Genomic DNA, 19,705 nt, shown 5'->3' with positions numbered 1-19,705 from the left:
ACTTCGGGTCCTCGTGTTCGGGGGTGGTGGTGCGCTTCCCCTGACAACGGCACGCGGCGCGCGGCGAAGCGGTTCACCTCGGTTCCGCCCATCTCCGCATCACTCCTTCGGAGGCTTCGCCGGGCACGTGTTCGCGCGAACCGATTGATGCGCCGGGCTGGTCGGCGATAGCTTCACTCGTCATGTACGCGACTGGACACGACCGGTGTCCGGTCGACTGACACGGATGATGTGGAGACCCCATGGCTCATCTGGCATCCAGGCGGACACGCGCACTGACGCTGCCCGTCGGATTGGCTCTCACCGCCTCGCTCGGCTTCCTGCCGACGGGCGCCGCCTCTGCCGCCCCGCTGCACGGCGCGGCCTCGGCGGCGGCGCCGGCGGACGGTCCGAAGCTGTCGTACGTGGTCAACACGCAGGGCGGTGCCGGCACCGTCAAGCAGGTGCGCAAGGAGATAGAGCGGGCCGGCGGCACGGTGGTGGTCGCCTACGACCGGATCGGTGTCATCGTCGTCCACTCGCAGAACCCGGACTTCGCGAAGACGGTCCGCCGGGTCAAGGGCGTCCAGTCGGCGGGCGCCACCCGTACCAACCCGATCGTGCCGCAGGCCACCAAGGACATCGGGGTGGAGCAGCCGCTGACGGCCGAGCAGGAGCGGGCCGCGGCGGCGAGGGCGACGGCGGGCCAGGACCCGATGGAGCCGCTCCAGTGGGACCTGCCCGCCATCAAGGCGGACAAGGCGCACCAGAAGTCGCTGGGCAGCCGGAAGGTGACGGTCGCGGTCATCGACACCGGCGTCGACGACACGCATCCTGACCTGGCGCCGAACTTCGACCGCGCGGCCTCCGTGAACTGCGTGTCGGGCGCCCCGGACACCACGGACGGTGCCTGGCGTCCGAAGGCCGGCGAGAGCGACCACGGCACCCATGTGGCGGGCACCATCGCGGCGGCGAAGAACGGGATCGGCGTGACGGGTGTGGCGCCGGGCGTGAAGGTCTCCGGCATCAAGGTGGGCAACCCGGACGGCTTCTTCTACACCGAGGCCGTCGTCTGCGGCTTCGTGTGGGCGGCCGAGCACGGCGTGGACGTCACGAACAACAGCTATTACACCGACCCGTGGATGTACAACTGCAAGAACGACCCCGACCAGGGCGCCCTGGTCGAGGCCGTCGCCCGGGCCACCCGGTACGCCGAGCGCAAGGGCGCGGTCAACGTCGCCGCCGCGGGCAACTCCGCCGAGGACCTGGCGGCGGACACGGTCGAGGACTCGACCAGTCCGAACGACACCACCACGGTCGACCGGACCATCGACCCGAAGCAGTGCCCCGACATCCCGACGATGCTGCCGGGCGTGGTGACGGTCTCGGCGACGGGCGCGAAGGGCCTGAAGGCCTCGTACTCGAACTACGGGAACGGGGTCATCGACGTGGCCGCGCCGGGCGGGGACTCGACGGCCTATCAGACGCCGGAGCCGCCGGCGACGAGCGGTCTGATCCTCTCGACGCTGCCGGGCGGTGCGTACGGCTACAAGGCCGGTACGTCGATGGCGTCCCCGCACGTCGCGGGCGTCGTGGCCCTGATCAAGTCGAAGCACCCGTACGCCTCGCCCGCCGTGGTCAAGGCCCTGCTGACGCTGGAGGCGGACGCGAAGGCGTGCGGCGCGCCGTACGACATCGACGGTGACGGCACGGTCGACGCGGTCTGCGAGGGCGGCAAGAACCGCAACGGCTTCTACGGGGCCGGTGTGGTGGACGCGCTGGACGCCGTGCGCTGGTAGGAGGCGGTGCGGGGGCCGACGCCGGGCCCCCGCACCGGTCCGCTCTCAGCTGCTGACGCTTCGCTCGGGGTACGCGCCCCGGGCTGCCCCGGTCCCGCGCGCTCCCGGGGCGAGCGCGCCGAGGGCCAGCAGGAGCTTCGCCGCCACGTAGGTGAGCATGACCCAGAAGCTGTGGGCCGGCAGCTGCGGCAGGTCCGCGACGCCGGTGGCGATCAGCGCGTCGGAGAGCAGGAAGAGGGCCCCGCCGGTGGCCGCGTACCGGCCGAGGACGCCGGAGCGGTACGCCATGGCGGTCAGCAGCAGGCTGTAGCCCGCCATCGGGACCCGCAGCCCGCCCGGCAGCCCGTCCCGGACCAGGACGGTGAAGGCGCTCAGCACGACGGCGTACCCGAGCGCGGGCAGCAGCGCCCCGCGGGCCCGTCCGAACAGCACCAGGTAGCAGACGTGCCCGGCGGCGAAGCCGGCCATCCCGACGAGGAAGGCGAGATCGGAGTCGGCCAGCAGGAACACGTCACCGGCCCAGCCGCACAGCAGCGCGGCGGTCAGGAGCCGGGGCCCGCGCCGGGCGACGGCGTACCCGGCGAGCAGCGGCATCAGGAGCGGCTTGGCGGCCAGGTGGAGACCGTCGAAGCCGGTGAGTACGCCGACGAGGTCGGCGGCGCACGCGACGAGGAAGGCGATGAGCAGGGGCCGTACGTACCGCTCGCGCCGCTCCGGCTCCGGGCCGTCGTCGCTCATCCGGTGTGCTCCGGGGCGGGCGCGGCGACGGGTCCGGCGGGGGCCGGCACGGTACGCGGCCCGGCCGGCTGCCAGCCCGGCCCGCGGAAGATCCGCCCGGCCCGCTCGCCCCAGCTGCCCGCCGCGCGCACGTCACGGGCGATGGCGGCGTACTCGTGGGTGGCGACCCGCAGCGGGTTGTACGTCTCGATGTTCTTGGTGAGCCCGTACACCGGCCGCACCGTCTCCGAGGCGAACGAACCGAACCACCGGTCCCACACGATGAGGATGCCGCCGAAGTTGCGGTCGAGGTAGCCGCCCTGGGAGGCGTGGTGCACCCGGTGGTGGGAGGGCGTGTTCAGTACGTACTCGAAGGGCCGGGGCAGCTTGCCGATCCGCTCGGTGTGCACCCAGAACTGGTAGACGAGGTTGGCCGACGAGCAGAACGCGAGCGCCGCCGGGTGCACGCCGCAGGCGATGAGCGGCAGATAGAACGGCCAGGAGGTCAGCGAGGTCCACGGCTGGCGCAGCGCGGTGGAGAGGTTGAACTTCCGGCTGGAGTGGTGGACCACGTGGCACGCCCACAGGATGCGGATGACGTGGTGGCCGCGGTGGGACCAGTAGTAGAAGAAGTCCTGCGCCAGCAGCATCAGCAGGACGGTCCACCACAGGACCGGGACGCGCAGCGGTGTCAGCTCGTACACCGCGGTGTAGATGGCGACGATGGGCACTTTCCACATCAGGTCGAAGACCAGGCTGCCCAGCCCCATGGTGATGCTGGTGGCGGCGTCCTTCGCCTCGTACCCGGCGGCGTCCTCGTCCGGGTGGAAGTGGTGCAGCGCCATTTCCAGGACGGTGAGCAGCACGAAGGCCGGGATGGACCAGAGCACTACGTCGGGCAGGTTCGTCGGCATGCCTGCACCGTAGAGCGGGGTCCGGCCAAGGGCCAGACGTTGTTACCAACAAGTATGCGAGACATGCTGTCAGCAGTTTTTGGTGACTTCCGACAGAGCCGCGCCCCGTACGGCGCCTGCGGGCCGCGCCGTCAGGCCCCCGCCGCCCCCAGCAGGTGCCCCGCCGCGTACGTCACGGCCATGGCCACCGCTCCCCCGCCCATGTTCCGCAGCACCGCCCGGCCCGCCGCCGCCTCGCCCAGCCGGGCGCTCCACCAGCCGGTCACGGCCAGCACCGCGAGGACCGACAGCACGGTCACCGGCACCCGCGCGGAGGGTGCGGGCAGCACGATGGCCAGCAGGGGCAGCAGCGCGCCCACCGTGAAGGCGAGGAAGCTGGCGCCCGCCGCGTGCCACGGGTTGGTGAGGTCGTCCGGGTCGATCCCCAGCTCCACTTCCGCGTGGGCGCGCAGCGCGTCGCGTTCGGTGAGCTGGACGGCGGCCTCGCGGGCGACCTCGCGGCTCAGCCCCTTGCCCTCCAACAGGCCGGCCAGTTCGGCGAGTTCCGCCTCAGGGGTCTCCTGGAGCTCGCGTATCTCCGTCGCCAGCGCGGCCTTCTCCGAGTCGCGCTGGGTGGAGACCGACACGTACTCGCCCGCCGCCATCGACAAGGACCCGGCCAGCAGCCCGGCCAGACCCGCCGTGAGCAGGGCGCCCCGGTCGTCGGTGGCCCCGGCGACGCCCACGACGAGCCCGGCGGTGGAGACCACCCCGTCGTTCGCCCCGAGCACCGCGGCCCGCAGCCAGTTCAGCCGGGCCCCCAGGCCGGTGCCGTGGGGTTCGTCGTGCGCCGGGGTACGCGTCATCCCGGGATGGTCTCACCTCGCGGCGCCACCGGGCGCGTACGGCCGGGGTGACGGGCCGCCAGGGGCGGGGGCGGCAGCCGAATAGGGGACTGTCGGTCGTGGCCCGTATTCTCTGTGACCATGCTCGACGACCCGCAGACCGCAGCACCGTGGCCGGCCGCCTACCCGCAGGGGTACGCGGTCGTCGACGTGGAGACCACCGGGCTCGCCCGGGACGACCGGATAGTGTCCGCGGCCGTCTACCGCCTGGACGCGCGGGGCAACGTCGAGGACCACTGGTACACGCTGGTCAATCCGGAGCGCGATCCCGGGCCCGTCTGGATTCACGGGCTGACGAGTGACGTCCTGGAGGGCGCGCCGCTCTTCCCCGAGGTGGCCGGCGAGCTGTCCGAGCGGCTCGCGGACCGGGTGCTGGTCGCGCACAACGCCGCGTTCGACTGGTCGATGCTCGCCCGGGAGTACGCGCGGGCGTCGGTCACCGCCCCGGTCCGGCAGCGGCTGTGCACCATCGCGCTCGCCAAGGAGCTGCGGCTGCCGCTGGCCAACCACAAGCTGGCGTCGCTGGCCGAGCACTTCGGCGTGGTGCAGCAGCGCGCGCACCACGCGCTGGACGACGCCCGGGTGCTGGCCGAGGCGTTCCGCCCGAGCCTGCACGCGGCGGCGCGGGACGGGGTGCGGCTGCCGCTGCTGGAGTGCCGGCCGCTGACCGAGTGGTCCCACTCGCCGGTGACGCCGCGGACCGGCTCGGTGTCCTCGTACGGGGGACAGAACAGCTGGCGGCCCTCGCGCAAGCGCCCGGCCTGCCCGTATCCGAACCCGGGACGGTACGAGAAGGACAAACCACTCATGCAGGGCATGCGGGTGGCGTTCTCCGGGGACACTTCGGTCGACCGCGAACTGCTGGAGGACCGGGCCGTGGAGGCCGGGCTGCATGTGGCGACCAGCGTCTCCCGGCTGACCAGCCTGCTCGTGACCAACGATCCGGACTCGGCGACGTCGAAGACGGTGAAGGCGAAGTCGTTCGGCACGCCGATCGTGGACGAGAGCGCCTTCACCCACCTCCTGCGGGACGTCGCCCCGGCCGTCGCGAAGGTGCCGGCGCCGACGCCGTCATCGGAGTGAACCGGGGGCGACTCGCCCGCCCGCCGCTCGCCCGCCGCGCCCTCGCGTCCCACCCTGTGGCGCATGGCACGTTGTGAGGTCTGCGGAAACGATTACGGGATGTCCTTCGAGGTGCACGCGCAGGGCGCGGTGCACGTCTTCGACTGCTTCGCCTGCGCCATCCACCGCATGGCGCCCATCTGCGAGCACTGCCGCGTCCAGGTCATCGGCCAGGGCGTCGAGGTCGACGGGCACTGGTTCTGCGGCGGGCACTGCGCCCGCGCGGAGGGGAGGGTGGGCATCGTCGACAAGGTCTGAGGGCAGGGGGCGGCCACCCCTTCGGCCACCCCCTGCGCGAGGCACCCCACGACCGGTTGTACCGTCGTGGGGTGTACCGCTTCCTGATGACCCGGCAGTGGCTGATCCTCGCCCTCCTCTCCCTCGTCCTCATTCCCACGATGGTCGAGCTGGGTTTCTGGCAGCTGCACCGGCACGAGCACAAGGTCGCGCAGAACGCCCTGATCTCGCGCAGCCTGAAGGCGGACCCGGTCCCGGTGTCCAAGCTCACCTCCCCCGGCCACGTCGTTCCGCGCTCCGACTACTGGCGTGCGGTGACGGCCACCGGGACGTACGACGAGAAGCACGAGGTCGTCGTGCGCCGCAGGACCGCCACCGACGGGAGCATCGGCGTCCATGTGCTGGTCCCGTTCGACCTCAAGGGCGGCGGCACGGTCCTGATCAACCGCGGCTGGGTCCCCTCCGCCGCCGACCAGCACGCCTTCCCGGACGTACCGCCCGTACCCAAGGGCGAGGTGACCGTCACCGGGCGGCTCAAGGCCGACGAGACGACCAGCGCCAGCGGCATCAAGGACATCTCGGACCTTCCGAACCGCCAGGTGATGCTGATCAACAGCGCCCAGCAGGCCAAGCTGCTCTCCCGCCCGGTGCTCGGCGGCTACATCGAGCAGACCGGTCCCGCGCCGAAGAACAACTCCCCCGAGCTGATCGAGGCCCCCGACGACAGCTCCATCGGCCCGCACATGGCGTACGCCGTGCAGTGGTGGCTGTTCGCCGCCGGTGTCCCGGTCGGCTTCGTGGTGCTGGCCCGGCGCGAGAAGCGCGACCGGGTCGCGGCGGCGGCCGCTGCCGCCGCCGAGGACGCGACGCCGGAGCCGGAGCCCGAGCCCGCACAGGCGTGAGGCCGGGCCCGCCCGGAGGGTGACTCCCGCCTCTCCTCACAAGCTGCCTGCTTAACGGGGGCCAGGTTCGGGAAGACGCCAGAACGTGACCCCACGCATCGAGGACTACGCCCTCATCGGCGATCTCCAGACAGCCGCGCTGGTCGGCAAAAACGGTTCTGTCGACTGGCTGTGCCTGCCCCGCTTCGACTCGGGCGCCTGTTTCGCCGCCCTGCTCGGCGACGAGGACAACGGCCACTGGCGGATCGCCCCCAAGGGCGCGGACGCCTGCACCCGGCGTTCCTACGCGGGCGAATCCCTCGTCCTGGAGACGTACTGGGAGACGCGCACCGGCACCGTCAAGGTCATCGACTTCATGCCGCAGCGCGACAAGGAGCCGGACGTGATGCGGATCGTCGAGGGCGTCAGCGGCACCGTCGACATGACCTCGGTGATCCGGCTGCGCTTCGACTTCGGCTCCATCGTGCCGTGGATGCGCCGCTCGGACGGCCACCGGGTGGCGGTCGCAGGACCGGACTCCGCCTGGCTGCGCAGCGAACCGCCGGTCAAGACGTGGGGCCAGCAGTTCTCCACCTGCTCCTCGTTCAGCGTCTCCGAGGGCGAGCAGGTGGCCTTCGTGCTGACCTGGCACCCCTCGCACTCGCCCCGGCCCCAGCGCGTCGACCCGTACCAGGCGCTGGAGAACACCCTGTCCGACTGGGCCGAGTGGTCCGCCCGCTGCAAGTACCGCGGGCCCTACCGGGAGGCCGTGATCCGTTCGCTGATCACCCTGAAGGCGCTCACCTTCGGCCCGACCGGCGGCATCGTGGCGGCCCCCACCACCTCGCTGCCCGAGGAGATCGGCGGCGTACGGAACTGGGACTACCGCTTCTGCTGGCTGCGCGACTCCACCCTCACCCTCGGCGCGCTGATCTCGGCCGGCTATCTGGAGGAGGCCGCCGCCTGGCGGGACTGGCTGCTGCGCGCGGTCGCCGGCGATCCGGCCGACCTCCAGATCATGTACGGGCTGGCCGGCGAGCGCAGACTGCCCGAGTCCGAGCTGCCGTGGCTGCGCGGCTACGAGAACTCCGCCCCGGTCCGCATCGGCAACGCGGCGGTGCGCCAGCGCCAGCTCGACGTGTACGGGGAGGTCATCGACTCGCTCCGGCTGGCCCGGGACGCGGGCCTGGACGACAAGCCGCACGCCTGGAGCCTCCAGCTCAGCCTGCTCGGGTTCCTGGAGTCCACCTGGCGCGAGCCGGACGAGGGGCTGTGGGAGATCCGCGGTCAGCGCCGCCACTTCGTGCACTCCAAGGTGATGGCCTGGGTCGCCGCCGACCGTGCGGTGCGCAGCCTGGAGGAGGACCCCACGCTGACCGGTGACGCCGACCGCTGGCGGGCCATGCGGGACGCCGTGCACCGGGAGGTCTGCGAGAAGGGCTACGACCCGGTGCGCAACACCTTCACCCAGTCGTACGGGTCGCGGGAGCTGGACGCCGCGACGCTCCTGATCGCCAGGACCGGGTTCCTGCCGCCGGACGACCCGCGCGTGATCGGGACGGTGGACGCCGTACGCGACGAGCTGCACAGCGACGGTCTGCTGCGCCGCTACAGCACCGACGGCCCCTCGATCGACGGGCTGCCGGGCGGCGAGGGCGCGTTCCTGGCCTGCTCGTTCTGGCTGGCGGACGCCCTGCGGATGACCGGGCGCACCGACGAGGCCACCGAACTCTTCGAACGGCTGCTGGCCCTGCGCAACGACGTGGGCCTGCTCGCCGAGGAGTACGACACCGTGGCGCAGCGCCAGCTGGGCAACTTCCCGCAGGCCTTCAGCCACATCGGCCTGGTCGGCACGGCGGTCGCCCTGGCCGAGGCGCAGCCCGCCGAAGCGCGGGCCGCCGAGGGCACGGCCCGGGACGGCACGGCAGGATAGGGCCATGGATCTTGGACTGAAGGACCGTGTGTACATCGTCACCGGAGCGACGCGCGGCCTCGGCTACGCCACCGCGGGCGCCCTGGTGGCCGACGGCGCGAAGGTGATCATCACCGGCCGGGACGGGAAGCGCGCCGAGGAGGCCGCCGCCGAGCTGGGACCGGACGCCGTCGGGCTCGCCGCCGACAACGCCGACCCGGCCTCGGCCGAACGGCTGGTGGCGGCCGCGCGGGAGCGGCACGGCCGGCTCGACGGCATCCTCATCAGCGTCGGCGGCCCGCCGCCCGGCGGCATCGCGGACAACACCGACGAGCAGTGGCAGGCCGCCTTCGATTCGGTGTTCCTGGGCGCGGTACGGCTGGCCAGGGCGGCGGCCGCGGCGCTCGGCGAGGGCGGCGTCATCGGCTTCGTGCTCTCCGGCTCCGTCCACGAGCCGATCGGCGGGCTGACCGTCTCCAACGGGCTGCGCCCCGGCCTGGCCGGTGTCGCCAAGTCGATGGCCGACGAGCTCGGCCCGCGCGGCATCCGGGTGGTGGGCGTGCTGCCGGCCCGGATCGACACGGACCGGGTGCGGGAACTGGACGCGCTCTCGGGCGACGCGGAGGCCGCGCGGACCGCCAACGAGGCGCGCATCCCGCTGCGCCGTTACGGCACCCCGGAGGAGTTCGGCCGCACCGCGGCGTTCCTGCTCTCCCCCGCCGCCTCGTATCTGACGGGCATCATGGTGCCGGTCGACGGCGGGCAGCGGCACGGCTTCTGAGCCCTCGCGCGGCGGCGCGGGCCCCGTAGCCGGGAGCCCGCACCGCCGCGTCGTCCGTCAGCTGACCCGTTCGGCCCGGTGCCTTACCGCCTTCAGCCGGACCACGGCGGGCAGCCGCGCCAGGCCCGCGGAGTTCCGGGCGTGGGCCAGAGCCTCGTCGCTCAGCCTGCCGAGGGCTTCCTCCGGTGCGGCGTGCGGCTCCATCAGCAGCCTCACCTTCGCGGCCGGGGTGCCGCGTTTGCCGGTCAGCCTGACATGGGCGCGGGCCACCCCGTCCAAGGCGCCCGACTCCGCGGCGAGCACGCCCTCCAGGGCCCGGCCGCGCAGCAGGGCCCCCTCGCCGTCTCCGCTGTCCACCAGCACCTCGGACAGCCGGGAGCGGCGCAGCTGGGCCAGCAGCCACCACAGGGCGAGGACCACGAGCACGGCGAGCACCGCGATCACCGTCGGCCACCACCAGTCCTCGGAGCGCCAGCGGTCCCGGTCCGCCTCGCTGAGCAGCACGTCGTGTTTCCCGTACCAGGGCCACCAGGACGGTACGGACAGACCCGCCGCGGCGGCCAGCACGCCGCCCCCGACACAGATCAGCACCAGCCCGGCAAGGCCCAGCAGTACCCGGTTGACGGTCCTGAGCACGCCGTTCACCCCTTCTTCGCCGGCCTACGGACATGGACCGACAGGCGCGGCTGCCTGGCGAGGCCCAGTTCTCCGACGGCTGTGGAGAGCACGGTGTCCAGATCGGCCCGTACGTCGTCGAGTTCACGGAAGTGCGACACCGCGCGCACCCCCACCTTGTTCCGCCTCATCCGGACCCGGACCGACTGCACCCCGGAGACCTCGACGGCCCGGTCCCGCAGGACCATGGCGGCCGCCGTCCGGTCGAGCGCGGCGCGCACGTCCGGCTGTTCGCGGCGCATCGGCAGCAGGTCGCGGAGTCCGGGCGTGAGCGCGAGGAGCAGCAGCCACAGGCCGAGGGCCGCGGCGACGGAGGCGCCGGTCAGCACCCAGACGTCGTCGAGCCGCCGGTGGGCGAGTTCGTCGGCCAGCGAGCGGCGCCACTGCATCGCCGGATGGCCGGCCCGGACCGCCGCCACGTCGTAGAGGAGCAGGCCGGAGGCGCCGAGGACCACCAGGGAGACGATGCCCGCCGGGATGCGGCGGCCGGACCAGAAGCGGCCCGCCCGCCCTTCGGTCCGCTGCTTGTCCGGCGCCGGGTCGTGCGCCGCGGAGGAGCTGGACCGGTCGAGCAGGACGTCGCCGTGTTCCACCGCGCCGGCGGTGGACGGGCGCCGCGTGCCGTCGTCCGGGTCGTGGGGTTCGTTCATCGAATCCTCCGCTGTGCCGCGAGGCTCGCTCCCGAGGGGTGCAGGCGTTCGACCTGTACGGCCACTTCGGGCACATCCATTTCCGCCAACGCCTTCACCCGCTCGGCGACCCGCCGACGCACGGCACCGCACTGGCGGCCGATGTCGCCGGGGTATCCGAGCTCCAGACTCACCTGTACGCGGGCCGTGTCACGGTGCACGGTGACCGTGGCGCGCGGCGTCGCCGCGTCCTCCGGCGGCGCGTCGACCGCCTCCTTCGCCGCCTGCGCGGCGATCTTCGCGACCACCCGGTCGGCGATCCGCGTCTCTCCCCGCTGCTCGGCCCCGACCGGGCCGCTCGCCCCCGACAAGGCCGTCACCGCCGTCGGTCGCCGCGCTCGCGACTCCGGAAGAAGTCGCCGGGTTCCAGGTCGCCGTCGAGGAAACGGCCGGCGATGAAGCCGATCGCCCCGAGGGCGGCCACCAGTACAAAGGCACCGAACCCGCCGAAATATCCGGCGAAAGCGAGCGCCATGCCGGCCAACAGGCCGACCACAGCCATGTTCATCGTGTGCTCCTCAACTGCCGTGGGCGCCAGGGCTACTGGACGCGCGACTCGGAATCGTCGTCGTCGTCATCCTCGTCGGGCAGCTTCACGTCGCTGACCGCGATGTTCACCTCGACGACCTCGAGGCCCGTCATGCGCTCGACCGCCGAGATCACGTTCTCCCGTACGTCGCTGGCGACATCGGCGATCGCCACGCCGTAGTCCACGACGATCTCCAGGTCCAGGGCGGTCTGGGACTCGCCGACCTCGGCCTTGACCCCGCGGGTGACGGACTTGGAACCGCCGGGGACGCGGTCGCGGACCGCGCCGAAGGTCCGGGACAGGCCGCTGCCCATCGCGTGCACCCCGTCGACGTCGCGGGCCGCCATTCCGGCGATCTTCTCGACGACACCGTCGGCGATCGTCGTACGGCCGCGGGTGCCGGGGTTCCCTCCGCCGCGCTTGGTCAGGCTGCTGCCGCCCGAGGCGTTGTCGTCGGGGTTCTCGGGCCGGTTCCGCTGTGGGGTCTCAGTCATCGCCGTTCTTCCCTTCGGGGCAGGTTTGACTTCCTTGCCCACATTAAGTGCGCTTGCCCCGACTCGCGCCGTGGATGCGGCAGTCTGGTGGTCATGACGACGGCTGACAGCCCGCAAAGGGCCCATGCATGGACGGCTGCGGTACGGCAACGGCTCTCTCTGGGCCGGCTACTCCCTCTGGGCGGTCCGGCGGACGGCGCCTGGATCTCGGAGCGGGCCGCTGCCGAGGTACTGCGCCTGGCAGTGAGCGGACCGGCGCCCGGACCGGTCCTCGGTGAGCTGCGGATCTCCGTGGCCGACCCGGATTCGGCGCCCGCCGCCCAGGTGCCCCCGCCCCCGAGCGCACTGCCGCCGGGCCCCCTACGAATCGAGGCGACGATGACCGCGACGGCCGACCGGCCCCTGCCCGCAGCCGCCGACGCACTGCGCGCGGCCCTCCTCTCGGCTGCCGCGCGGCGGCTCGGGCTGGTGGTCGCGGAGGTGGACCTGCGGGTGACGGGGCTGCTCGACGGATCGTCCGAACGGGTCGAACCGGAGCCCGTGGAGGTGCGCCCGGTACCCGCGGAGAACGCCGCGGGCCGTGCCGCCGAAGGAGTGAGCGGCGTGGCGGCGCTGACCGATGTGCTGGGCGCGGCGGTGCACACGGGTGCGGATCAGGTACGGGTCGAGGTGGCGACGGAGAGCGGTCACCGGGCGCTCGACGTGGCCCGCGCGGTGCGGGAGGCGGTGACGGACGCGGTCGAGGGGCATCCGCCGGTCGCGGTGCTGGTCACGGCGGTGACCGGGAAGGCGCCGGCCGGCTGACCGGAGGCGCGCCCCTTCCGGCCGGCCGGTGCTCCCGGTGCCCGTGTCTCAGTCGAGGGCGCCCGCCAGGTCGCGGAGCCGACGGCTCTGCGCGGCCCGTTCGGCGGCGCGCTGCTCCTCGTACGTACGCGAGAGGGCGCCGCCCAGCAGGGCCTTGGTCTCGATGACGGCGTCGCGCGGGGCGGCCAGCAGGGCGCCGGCCAGGTCGCGGGCGGCGCCTTCGAGCTCGGCGGCCGGCACGACGAGGTTGGCCAGGCCGGTGCGCTCGGCCTCGGCGGCGTGGACGTAGCGGCCGGTGGCGCAGATTTCGAGCGCGCGCGCATAGCCCACGAGGTGGACGAGGGGGTGCGTGCCGGTGAGGTCGGGCACCAGTCCGAGGCTGGTCTCGCGCATGGCGAACTGCACGTCCTCGGCGACGATGCGCAGGTCGCAGGCGAGGGCGAGCTGGAAGCCGGCGCCTATGGCGTGCCCCTGGACGGCCGCGATCGACACGATGTCGTTGCGGCGCCACCAGGTGAACGCCTCCTGGTACTCGGCGATCAGCGCGTCCGTCTCGGCTTCCGGGCCGCGCCCCATGGCGAGGAAGGACGGCTCGCCGTCGAATCCCTCGGGGGTGAACGCCTGGCGGTCGAGTCCGGCGGAGAACGACACGCCTTCGCCGCGCAGCACGACGACCCGCACACTGCCGGGCAGGGCCCGTCCGGCCTCTGTCAACGCCCGCCACAGAGCGGGGGACTGAGCGTTGCGCTTGGCCGGGTTGGTGAGGGTCACCGTGGCGATCGCGTCGTCGACGGTGAGTCGTACGCCGTCCTTGTCGAGCACGGAGTCGAGCGAGGTCATGGGGAGCCTCCGGATCGGGTGCAGTCAGCACATGGAGCTAAGTGACTGAACAGTAACCACCTGATCGACCGCACGGTCGACCGGGTGGCGCACCCGGAACCGGTGGGCCCCCGGAGCCGTCCTGCGACGTGCCCCGGTCCGCGACCGGCCCTCAGGCCGTCGCGGCCTTCTTGCCTCGTGTCGCGCCGCCGCGTCCCCGCAGCGTCACTCCGGACTCGCTGAGCATCCGGTGGACGAACCCGTAGGAGCGGCCGGTTTCCTCGGCCAGCGCCCGGATGCTCGCACCGGAGTCGTACTTCTTCTTCAGGTCTGCCGCGAGCTTGTCGCGCGCGGCGCCGGTCACCCGGCTGCCCTTCTTCAGAGTCTCGGCCACCCGTGCCTCCTCGTGGGAAGTGCGCTCTGGACTCTCATGATCACCCCTCGGGCGCTTCCTGGCCACCCATTCGGCAAGGTCTCTGCGAGCGGATTCACGCCCCGGGAGTGCGCCGGTACGGCCGGAACCCCGAATTCCGCCAGGTCCCGGAAGGCGGCCGGCGCGCCGCCCCGAAGGAACGTCCAGGTCAGGGCCCGCAAGGGAAGGACCGCCGAAATGACTGCGCCCGGCAGCCAGCTGCCGGGCGCCGCGCCGAGGTACGAGACGTACTCACGCAGATGAGGGATCACGTGTAGGCCGAATGATCCGGTGCGGGTGGATCAGGCCAGTGCGACCAGGTCCCGGTAGTCCGCGCCCCACAGGTCCTCGACCCCGTCCGGGAGCAGGATGATGCGCTCGGGCTGAAGTGCCTCCACCGCCCCCTCGTCGTGGGTGACGAGGACGACGGCGCCCTGATACGTGCGCAGCGCGCCGAGGATCTCCTCGCGGCTGGCCGGGTCGAGGTTGTTGGTGGGCTCGTCGAGCAGGAGCACGTTGGCGGAGGAGACCACCAGCGTCGCCAGGGCCAGCCGGGTCTTCTCACCGCCGGAGAGCACCCCGGCGGGCTTGTCCACGTCGTCCCCGGAGAAGAGGAACGAGCCGAGCGTCTTGCGGACCGCGACCAGGTCGAGGTCGGGTGCGGCGGAGCGCATGTTCTCCAGGACCGTGCGGTCCGGGTCCAGGGTCTCGTGCTCCTGGGCGTAGTAGCCGAGCTTGAGCCCGTGGCCCTGGATGATCCGGCCGGTGTCGGGCTGCTCGGCCCCGCCGAGCAGCCGGAGCAGGGTCGTCTTGCCGGCGCCGTTGAGGCCGAGGATGACGACGCGGGAGCCCTTGTCGATCGCCAGGTCGACGTCGGTGAAGATCTCCAGCGACCCGTAGGACTTGGACAGGCCCTCCGCCATCAGGGGCGTCTTGCCGCACGGCGAGGGGTCGGGGAAGCGCAGCTTGGCGACCTTGTCGGCGACCCGGACGTTCTCCAGGCCGGACAGCAGCCGGTCGGCGCGCTTGGCCATGTTCTGCGCGGCCACGGTCTTGGTGGCCTTGGCGCGCATCTTGTCGGCCTGCGCGTTGAGGGTCGCGGCCTTCTTCTCGGCGTTCTGCCGCTCGCGCTTGCGGCGCTTCTCGTCGGCCTCGCGCTGCTGCTGGTAGAGCTTCCAGCCCATGTTGTAGACGTCGATCTGGGAGCGGTTGGCGTCGAGGTAGAAGACCTTGTTGACGACCGTCTCGACCAGTTCGACGTCGTGGGAGATCACGACGAAGCCGCCGCGGTAGTTCCTGAGGTAGTCGCGCAGCCAGACGATGGAGTCCGCGTCGAGGTGGTTGGTGGGCTCGTCCAGGAGCAGGGTGTCGGCGTCCGAGAAGAGGATGCGGGCCAGCTCCACGCGGCGGCGCTGACCGCCCGAGAGGGTGTGCAGCGGCTGGCCGAGGACCCGGTCGGGCAGGCTGAGCGCGGCGGCGATGGTGGCGGCCTCGGCCTCGGCGGCGTACCCGCCCTTGGTGAGGAACTCCGTCTCCAGGCGCTCGTACTTCTTCATCGCCTTCTCGCGGGTGGCGCCCTTGCCGTTCGCCATCCGGTCCTCGTTCTCCCGCATCTTGCGCAGGATCTCGTCGAGGCCGCGGGCGGACAGGACGCGGTCCCTGGCCAGCACGTCGAGGTCGCCGGTGCGCGGGTCCTGCGGGAGGTAGCCGACCTCGCCGGAGCGGCTGATCGTGCCGGCGGCGGGCGTGCCTTCGCCCGCGAGGCACTTGGTGAGGGTGGTCTTGCCCGCCCCGTTGCGGCCGACGAGGCCGATGCGGTCGCCCTTGGCGATGCGGAAGGTGGCGGATTCGATGAGCAGACGGGCGCCGGCGCGCAGCTCGATGCCGGAAGCGGTGATCACGGGAAGAACTCCAGGGCGGAATGGACGGCGGAGGAACGGCTAGCGGTTCACGACTCGACGCCGTTACTCACGCACACGCACAAGGAGAATTGCCATGGGAACCAGTCTACTGGCGGTGTCCACCGACTTTTCCGCATGCTCCGGGCGGCTCCGCCGCGCGGCGCGAACGGGGCCGCGCCGGGGGCCGGGCGCGCCACGCGATGCCCACGCCCGGGCCCCCGGCGCCGACGGGACGCTGTCAGTGCCCGGTGCCAGACTGAGACACAGATCACAACCGGGTCGCCCGGGCGGGCCGGCCGGCCCGCGTACGGAAAGGGGCCGATCACGATGGCGGACGCGGTAACAGGCGTGGCGACGGTGTATCCGACGATTCTGTACGACGACCCGAAGGCCGCGATCAGGACGCTGACCGAGGCTCTCGGTTTCACGGCGGAGGCGGTGTACGAGGGCGAGGACGGCTCGGTGACGCACGCGGAGCTGTCCTGTGGCAACGGCAGGGTGATGCTGGGCTCGCGGGGCCGCGAGGGCCTTTTCGCCCGGGCGATGGCGGGGGCGGGTCCGGCCGGCGTCTACGTGGTGGTCGACGAGGTCGACGCCCACCACGCGCGGGCCGCGCAGCACGGGGTGGAGATCCTGATGCCGCCCACCGACCAGGAGCACGGCTCCCGGGACTACATGGCGCGCGACGCGGAGGGCAACGTCTGGAGCTTCGGGACGTACGCCCCGGGGGCGGCGGGCTGAGGCCGCCCCCGGGGCGGGAAGACGGGCGGCCCGGTCAGGCGCCGCCGGTGTGCACCTGGAACGCCGCCTTGCGGACCGCTTTGGCGAGGGCCGGGTCGGGGTGCGCGGCGGCCAGCGCGACCAGGACCTGGACGGTGCGCGGGTGGCCGACGGCACGCACCTCGTCGAGCAGGGCCGGGACCGTGCCCTGCACGGCCGTGTCGAGATGGCGCACCAGCAGCCCCGTCTCGCCGTGGTCGGCGACGGCCGCCGCGGTGTCGACCCAGAGCCAGGTGGCCTCCTCGCGGCTGAGGACCTCCTGGGCGTCCTCCGGGTCCGCCCCGTCGTACTCGGCGAGCCAGAGCAGGGCGTAGGGGCGCAGCGACGGGTCGGTGGCGACGGCCCGCACCTCGGGTTCGGCGGGGGCGCCGACGACGCGCAGCGCCTCGAAGGCGAGCCCGCGCAGCAGTGCGTCCTCGCCCCGGGCGACGCCGAGCAGTTCGGCGACGGCGCTGCCGACCGGGCGGGCGGCCAGCCAGGCGCGGTATTCGGCGCGGGCGGGCCCGGGGGTGAGGCGGGCGCAGCCCAGGAGCATGTCGGCGGCGGCCTGCTCGATGTTGCCGGCCGGGCTCTGGGCGGCGACGCAGATCTGCTCCAGCTTGACCCAGACCGCCCAGTTGCCGAGGGGGGTCAGGGTGGCCTGTCCGGCGCCGAGGGTGAGCGCCCCGACGGCGGCCAGCCCTTCCAGGGCCCAGTCCAGCAGGAGGGCGACGAGCTCCGGGGGGTGGGCGGTGGGTGCCGGTTCGGCGGGGGCGGGCACCGGCTGGGGCTCGTACGGCACCTCGCAGCGCTCCTCGTGGAGTTCCGCGACGCGCTGGCCGAGGAGGTCGAGCAGGGCGGGCACGGTGACCGGTCCCGCCGAGAGCTGGAGCAGCGAGAGCACCTGGGGCACGGCCTCGACGGCCTCGGCGACGGCGGTGGACTCGATGCCCCGGGGCGCGGGGTGGACGAGCGACCAGGCGTCGAAGAGGGCGACCCAGCCGCGGAGCACCGCGGAGTCGTCCCGGTCCCAGGCACGCAGCCGCCAGCCGGGCCGTGCGGTGTCGCCGTGCAGTTCCACCAGGCCGGCGAGGCGGGCCCGGTCCCAGCCGGAGCGCACCTGGGCCGGGGACAACTCCAGTGCGGCGGCGGCGTGTTCGAGGGCCTGGGCGGCCAGCGGCGGGGTGCCGGGGTCCGCCCCGTCGGCCGCCCAGCGGGCGATCCGTACGGCGTCGGCGAGGGCCTTCCTGGCCTGGCGGGCCAGTTCCGCCCGGGGTGGTGTGCCCTCGGGCGGGCGCGGCGCGGGCCTGGTGCGCCGGGTCGTCACGGCCTTGCGAGCGGTGGCGAGGGGTCGCGGGCGGACAAGTCGCAGCCTGGAGTCGCGCGGGGTACGGGACGTCACGGGGAGCAGTCTTGCCCCTGACGGCCCGAAAGCCCAAACGGAACCCGGCACGCCGGTGTCCGCGGGCCCGTGCGCCGGCCGGGACCAATCGGCCCAAGCGGCGCATCACCTCACATCAAGGGCGTGAGGAAGCGGCGCAGGGTCTCTTCGTAGTGGGCCGGGTCGGCGTTCCACATCGCCGCATGCGGAGCGCGGTCCACGGGGTGCAGGGAGATCAGGTCGGGGCGGCGGGCGGCGAGCCGGCGGGAGTTCAGCCAGGGGGCCAGCGTGTCGTCGGGGCCGTGGAAGATCAGCGTCGGGGCGTGCAGGGTCGCGGGCAGCGAGGTGTCCAGGAGCCTGGTCCCGTGCAGCCCGGTCTGCCCCTGGGCGGCGCGCACGGCGAGCGGCAGCAGCGCGGAGGGGACGCCTCGGGCGGCGGCCAGGTTGCGCAGGGTGGTGGCCCAGTCCAGCACCGGGGAGTCGAGGACGAGGCCGCAGATCCGGTCCCGGAGTGCGGAGCCGACGCAGGCGTGCAGGGCCATGGAGGCACCGGTGGACCAGCCGTGCAGGATGACCTGCTCGGCGCCGTTGCGGACGGCGAAGCGGATGGCGGCGTCCAGGTCGCGCCACTCGGACTCGCCGAGGTGGCCGAGGCCGTCCGGGGAGCGGGGGGCGCCCGGGTCGCCGCGGTAGGCGAGGTCGAGCACGGGCAGCTGCTGTCCGTGCAGGAAGCCCATGAGGTTGAGGGGGTGCTCGCGGGTGGCGCCGATGCCGTGCACGGTGATGACCCAGGTGGGGCGGGGGGCCGGTACGAGCCAGGCGGGCAGTCCGCCGAGTTCTCCGGGGATCTCCACCTCGCGGAAGGTGAGGCCGAGCGCGGTCCCTGGGTCGCCGCTGTACACCTGGGGCGTCATGCGGACCTTGTCGCCGGGCGCCAGGATGCCGTGGTCGACGCGTTCCAGCCGGCGCACGACGGTGTCGGCGGCCTGGTGGGCGCGGTCGAGCACGGGGCCGACGACGGCGTGGACGTCCTTGCCGGTCAGCCCGTAGGTGCCGGGGCGCAGCGAGGTCAGCGACCGGGTCAGGGTGACCTGTCCGGCCGCCGTCGCGTGCACGGTGAGTTCGCGGTCGGCGGGCAGGGGGCGTCCTGGCGGCGTCCTCAGGGCGAGGTCGCCGGCGAACCGGCCGGCCGCGACCGCTGCCGCACCGGCGCCGATGAGTGTGGTGACGGCCGTTGCCGTCGCGGTAACCGTGCGCACACCACCAGTGTCGGGGCAGGGGCGGTGTGACGCCAGTGGGCAGGGCCGTCCGGTGGGGCTCAGCCCGGCCGGCGCTGCCCGTACCCCTTCAGCGCTTCCCCCACCTCGCCCAGCCGGTCCGGTGTGAGCAGGGCCGGGGAGCGGCCGGGCACGGAGCTCGCGGTGAGCCAGACCCGGCAGAGCCATTCGAGCTGGGCGGTGCGGTCGTACGCCTCGTCGAGCGTGGCGCCGTGGGTGACCGTGCCGTGGTTGGCGAGCAGGCAGCCGGTGCGGTCGCGCAGGGCGGTGAGCATGTTCTCGGCCAGTTCGCGGGTGCCGTATCTGGCGTAGGGCGCGACGCGGACGGGGCCGCCCAGCAGCGCGGCGGCGTAGTGGACGGAGGGGACCTCGGTGACGAGCGTGGAGACGGCCGTGGCGTGCACCGCGTGGGTGTGCACGACGGCCGCCGCCGTGGTGTTCCGGTAGACCGCGAGGTGGAGGGGGAGTTCGCTGGTGGGGGCCAGTTCTCCGAGTACCTGGTTGCCTTCCGGATCGACGCCGACCGCGTCCTCGGGGCCAAGCCGTTCGTACGGCACACCGCTGGGGGTGACGAGCACGGTGTCGCCGACCCGCGCGGAGACGTTTCCGGAGGTCCCGACGACCAGTCCCTCGGCCGCCGTCCTGCGGGCCGTGGCGACGACGGCATCCCACGCCCGCGCGATCGCGTCCCGGTCGCTCATACGAAGATCCTTTCGATGGATGAGCGGCCCGCTCCGGC

Annotated in this window: 22 protein-coding genes; 8 read left to right on the top strand and 14 right to left on the bottom strand. The window is 73.1% G+C overall.

Annotated elements, in window-relative coordinates; all coding sequences use genetic code 11:
• Nucleotides 1-242: 242 nt before the first annotated feature.
• Nucleotides 243-1,778 (top strand): S8 family serine peptidase, encoded by a 1,536-nt coding sequence (locus E6P78_RS25460; protein ID WP_136205974.1) that lies wholly within the window; start codon nt 243-245, stop codon nt 1,776-1,778.
• A 45-nt stretch (nt 1,779-1,823) separates the two neighbouring features.
• On the opposite strand, the gene E6P78_RS25455 is transcribed toward E6P78_RS25460, so the two are convergent.
• The 3 genes from E6P78_RS25455 to E6P78_RS25445 form a co-directional block, all read right to left on the bottom strand.
• The gene (locus E6P78_RS25455; RefSeq protein WP_136205973.1) at nt 1,824-2,516 is read right to left on the bottom strand and encodes a lysoplasmalogenase; all 693 of its coding nucleotides are present in this window, start codon (nt 2,514-2,516) and stop codon (nt 1,824-1,826) included.
• Nucleotides 2,513-3,409, bottom strand: coding sequence for a sterol desaturase family protein (locus tag E6P78_RS25450; RefSeq protein WP_136205972.1), 897 nt, complete (start codon nt 3,407-3,409; stop codon nt 2,513-2,515). Before E6P78_RS25450 ends, E6P78_RS25455 begins: the two co-directional genes overlap by 4 nt.
• A gap of 131 nt (nt 3,410-3,540) precedes the next feature.
• Entirely contained in the window at nt 3,541-4,254 is a 714-nt protein-coding gene (locus E6P78_RS25445) for a VIT family protein (RefSeq protein WP_136205971.1), read from the bottom strand.
• A gap of 114 nt (nt 4,255-4,368) precedes the next feature.
• On the opposite strand from E6P78_RS25445, the gene E6P78_RS25440 reads away from it, so the two are divergent.
• From E6P78_RS25440 to E6P78_RS25420, 5 genes are all read left to right on the top strand, one after another.
• The gene (locus E6P78_RS25440; RefSeq protein WP_136205970.1) at nt 4,369-5,376 is read left to right on the top strand and encodes a DEDDh family exonuclease; all 1,008 of its coding nucleotides are present in this window, start codon (nt 4,369-4,371) and stop codon (nt 5,374-5,376) included.
• A 63-nt stretch (nt 5,377-5,439) separates the two neighbouring features.
• The gene (locus tag E6P78_RS25435; protein ID WP_136205969.1) at nt 5,440-5,673 is read left to right on the top strand and encodes a hypothetical protein; all 234 of its coding nucleotides are present in this window, start codon (nt 5,440-5,442) and stop codon (nt 5,671-5,673) included.
• A 71-nt stretch (nt 5,674-5,744) separates the two neighbouring features.
• Nucleotides 5,745-6,554, top strand: a complete 810-nt coding sequence (locus E6P78_RS25430; protein WP_136205968.1) for an SURF1 family protein — start codon at nt 5,745-5,747, stop codon at nt 6,552-6,554.
• Between the two features lie 85 nt (nt 6,555-6,639).
• The gene (locus E6P78_RS25425; protein WP_136205967.1) at nt 6,640-8,466 is read left to right on the top strand and encodes a glycoside hydrolase family 15 protein; all 1,827 of its coding nucleotides are present in this window, start codon (nt 6,640-6,642) and stop codon (nt 8,464-8,466) included.
• 4 nt (nt 8,467-8,470) lie between these two features.
• A complete protein-coding gene (locus E6P78_RS25420; protein WP_136205966.1) occupies nt 8,471-9,226 on the top strand; it encodes an SDR family oxidoreductase in 756 nt (251 codons plus the stop codon).
• Nucleotides 9,227-9,283: 57 nt separating this feature from the next.
• On the opposite strand, the gene amaP is transcribed toward E6P78_RS25420, so the two are convergent.
• From amaP to E6P78_RS25395, 5 genes are read right to left on the bottom strand one after another with little or no spacing between them, the layout of a single operon-like run.
• On the bottom strand, nt 9,284-9,871 hold the full coding sequence (amaP, locus tag E6P78_RS25415) for an alkaline shock response membrane anchor protein AmaP (protein WP_136205965.1): 588 nt from the start codon (nt 9,869-9,871) through the stop codon (nt 9,284-9,286).
• On the bottom strand, nt 9,868-10,551 hold the full coding sequence (locus tag E6P78_RS25410) for a DUF6286 domain-containing protein (RefSeq protein WP_136205964.1): 684 nt from the start codon (nt 10,549-10,551) through the stop codon (nt 9,868-9,870). Before E6P78_RS25410 ends, amaP begins: the two co-directional genes overlap by 4 nt.
• Nucleotides 10,548-10,901, bottom strand: coding sequence for a hypothetical protein (locus E6P78_RS25405; RefSeq protein WP_206307908.1), 354 nt, complete (start codon nt 10,899-10,901; stop codon nt 10,548-10,550). Before E6P78_RS25405 ends, E6P78_RS25410 begins: the two co-directional genes overlap by 4 nt.
• Nucleotides 10,902-10,906: 5 nt before the next feature.
• Entirely contained in the window at nt 10,907-11,098 is a 192-nt protein-coding gene (locus E6P78_RS25400) for a hypothetical protein (RefSeq protein WP_136205962.1), read from the bottom strand.
• Nucleotides 11,099-11,130: 32 nt separating this feature from the next.
• Nucleotides 11,131-11,613: an Asp23/Gls24 family envelope stress response protein gene (locus E6P78_RS25395; protein WP_136205961.1), complete on the bottom strand. Its 483-nt coding sequence runs from the start codon at nt 11,611-11,613 to the stop codon at nt 11,131-11,133.
• 93 nt (nt 11,614-11,706) lie between these two features.
• Between E6P78_RS25395 and E6P78_RS25390 the strand changes: the two genes are divergently transcribed.
• Nucleotides 11,707-12,417 (top strand): hypothetical protein, encoded by a 711-nt coding sequence (locus E6P78_RS25390; RefSeq protein ID WP_136205960.1) that lies wholly within the window; start codon nt 11,707-11,709, stop codon nt 12,415-12,417.
• 48 nt (nt 12,418-12,465) lie between these two features.
• Here E6P78_RS25390 and E6P78_RS25385 read toward each other — a convergent pair whose 3' ends face one another.
• The 3 genes from E6P78_RS25385 to E6P78_RS25375 form a co-directional block, all read right to left on the bottom strand.
• Nucleotides 12,466-13,257, bottom strand: a complete 792-nt coding sequence (locus E6P78_RS25385) for an enoyl-CoA hydratase/isomerase family protein (RefSeq protein ID WP_136205959.1) — start codon at nt 13,255-13,257, stop codon at nt 12,466-12,468.
• 151 nt (nt 13,258-13,408) lie between these two features.
• A complete protein-coding gene (locus tag E6P78_RS25380) occupies nt 13,409-13,630 on the bottom strand; it encodes a helix-turn-helix domain-containing protein (RefSeq protein ID WP_018518904.1) in 222 nt (73 codons plus the stop codon).
• Between the two features lie 320 nt (nt 13,631-13,950).
• Nucleotides 13,951-15,549 (bottom strand): ABC-F family ATP-binding cassette domain-containing protein, encoded by a 1,599-nt coding sequence (locus E6P78_RS25375; RefSeq protein WP_136205958.1) that lies wholly within the window; start codon nt 15,547-15,549, stop codon nt 13,951-13,953.
• 327 nt (nt 15,550-15,876) lie between these two features.
• Here E6P78_RS25375 and E6P78_RS25370 point away from each other — a divergent pair, with 327 nt between their 5' ends.
• On the top strand, nt 15,877-16,290 hold the full coding sequence (locus E6P78_RS25370; RefSeq protein WP_136205957.1) for a VOC family protein: 414 nt from the start codon (nt 15,877-15,879) through the stop codon (nt 16,288-16,290).
• A gap of 34 nt (nt 16,291-16,324) precedes the next feature.
• On the opposite strand, the gene E6P78_RS25365 is transcribed toward E6P78_RS25370, so the two are convergent.
• From E6P78_RS25365 to E6P78_RS25355, 3 genes are all read right to left on the bottom strand, one after another.
• Nucleotides 16,325-17,635: a hypothetical protein gene (locus E6P78_RS25365; RefSeq protein WP_136205989.1), complete on the bottom strand. Its 1,311-nt coding sequence runs from the start codon at nt 17,633-17,635 to the stop codon at nt 16,325-16,327.
• A gap of 185 nt (nt 17,636-17,820) precedes the next feature.
• Nucleotides 17,821-18,948 carry an alpha/beta fold hydrolase gene (locus E6P78_RS25360; RefSeq protein ID WP_136205956.1) on the bottom strand — a complete coding sequence of 376 codons (1,128 nt, stop codon included), beginning with the start codon at nt 18,946-18,948 and terminating at the stop codon, nt 17,821-17,823.
• A 59-nt stretch (nt 18,949-19,007) separates the two neighbouring features.
• The gene (locus tag E6P78_RS25355; RefSeq protein ID WP_136205955.1) at nt 19,008-19,667 is read right to left on the bottom strand and encodes a class II aldolase/adducin family protein; all 660 of its coding nucleotides are present in this window, start codon (nt 19,665-19,667) and stop codon (nt 19,008-19,010) included.
• Nucleotides 19,668-19,705 lie beyond the last annotated feature (38 nt).

It is taken from the genome of Streptomyces sp. A0958, assembly GCF_004795035.1.
GTDB lineage: Bacteria > Actinomycetota > Actinomycetes > Streptomycetales > Streptomycetaceae > Streptomyces.
The sequence above is the reverse complement of the archived record's forward strand: the minus strand, read 5'-3'. Positions and strand labels throughout refer to the sequence as shown.

Excerpts from the sequence above, each read along its gene's own strand:
- E6P78_RS25445 (WP_136205971.1), bottom strand. The coding sequence starts at position 4,254 with ATGACGCGTACCCCGGCGCACGACGAACCCCACGGCACCGGCCTGGGG.
- E6P78_RS25355 (WP_136205955.1), bottom strand. The coding sequence starts at position 19,667 with ATGAGCGACCGGGACGCGATCGCGCGGGCGTGGGATGCCGTCGTCGCC.
- E6P78_RS25385 (WP_136205959.1), bottom strand. The coding sequence starts at position 13,257 with ATGACCTCGCTCGACTCCGTGCTCGACAAGGACGGCGTACGACTCACC.
- E6P78_RS25400 (WP_136205962.1), bottom strand. The coding sequence starts at position 11,098 with ATGAACATGGCTGTGGTCGGCCTGTTGGCCGGCATGGCGCTCGCTTTC.
- E6P78_RS25450 (WP_136205972.1), bottom strand. The coding sequence starts at position 3,409 with ATGCCGACGAACCTGCCCGACGTAGTGCTCTGGTCCATCCCGGCCTTC.
- E6P78_RS25455 (WP_136205973.1), bottom strand. The coding sequence starts at position 2,516 with ATGAGCGACGACGGCCCGGAGCCGGAGCGGCGCGAGCGGTACGTACGG.
- E6P78_RS25435 (WP_136205969.1), top strand. The coding sequence starts at position 5,440 with ATGGCACGTTGTGAGGTCTGCGGAAACGATTACGGGATGTCCTTCGAG.
- E6P78_RS25395 (WP_136205961.1), bottom strand. The coding sequence starts at position 11,613 with ATGACTGAGACCCCACAGCGGAACCGGCCCGAGAACCCCGACGACAAC.
- E6P78_RS25370 (WP_136205957.1), top strand. The coding sequence starts at position 15,877 with ATGGCGGACGCGGTAACAGGCGTGGCGACGGTGTATCCGACGATTCTG.
- E6P78_RS25420 (WP_136205966.1), top strand. The coding sequence starts at position 8,471 with ATGGATCTTGGACTGAAGGACCGTGTGTACATCGTCACCGGAGCGACG.
- E6P78_RS25410 (WP_136205964.1), bottom strand. The coding sequence starts at position 10,551 with ATGAACGAACCCCACGACCCGGACGACGGCACGCGGCGCCCGTCCACC.
- E6P78_RS25460 (WP_136205974.1), top strand. The coding sequence starts at position 243 with ATGGCTCATCTGGCATCCAGGCGGACACGCGCACTGACGCTGCCCGTC.
- E6P78_RS25390 (WP_136205960.1), top strand. The coding sequence starts at position 11,707 with ATGACGACGGCTGACAGCCCGCAAAGGGCCCATGCATGGACGGCTGCG.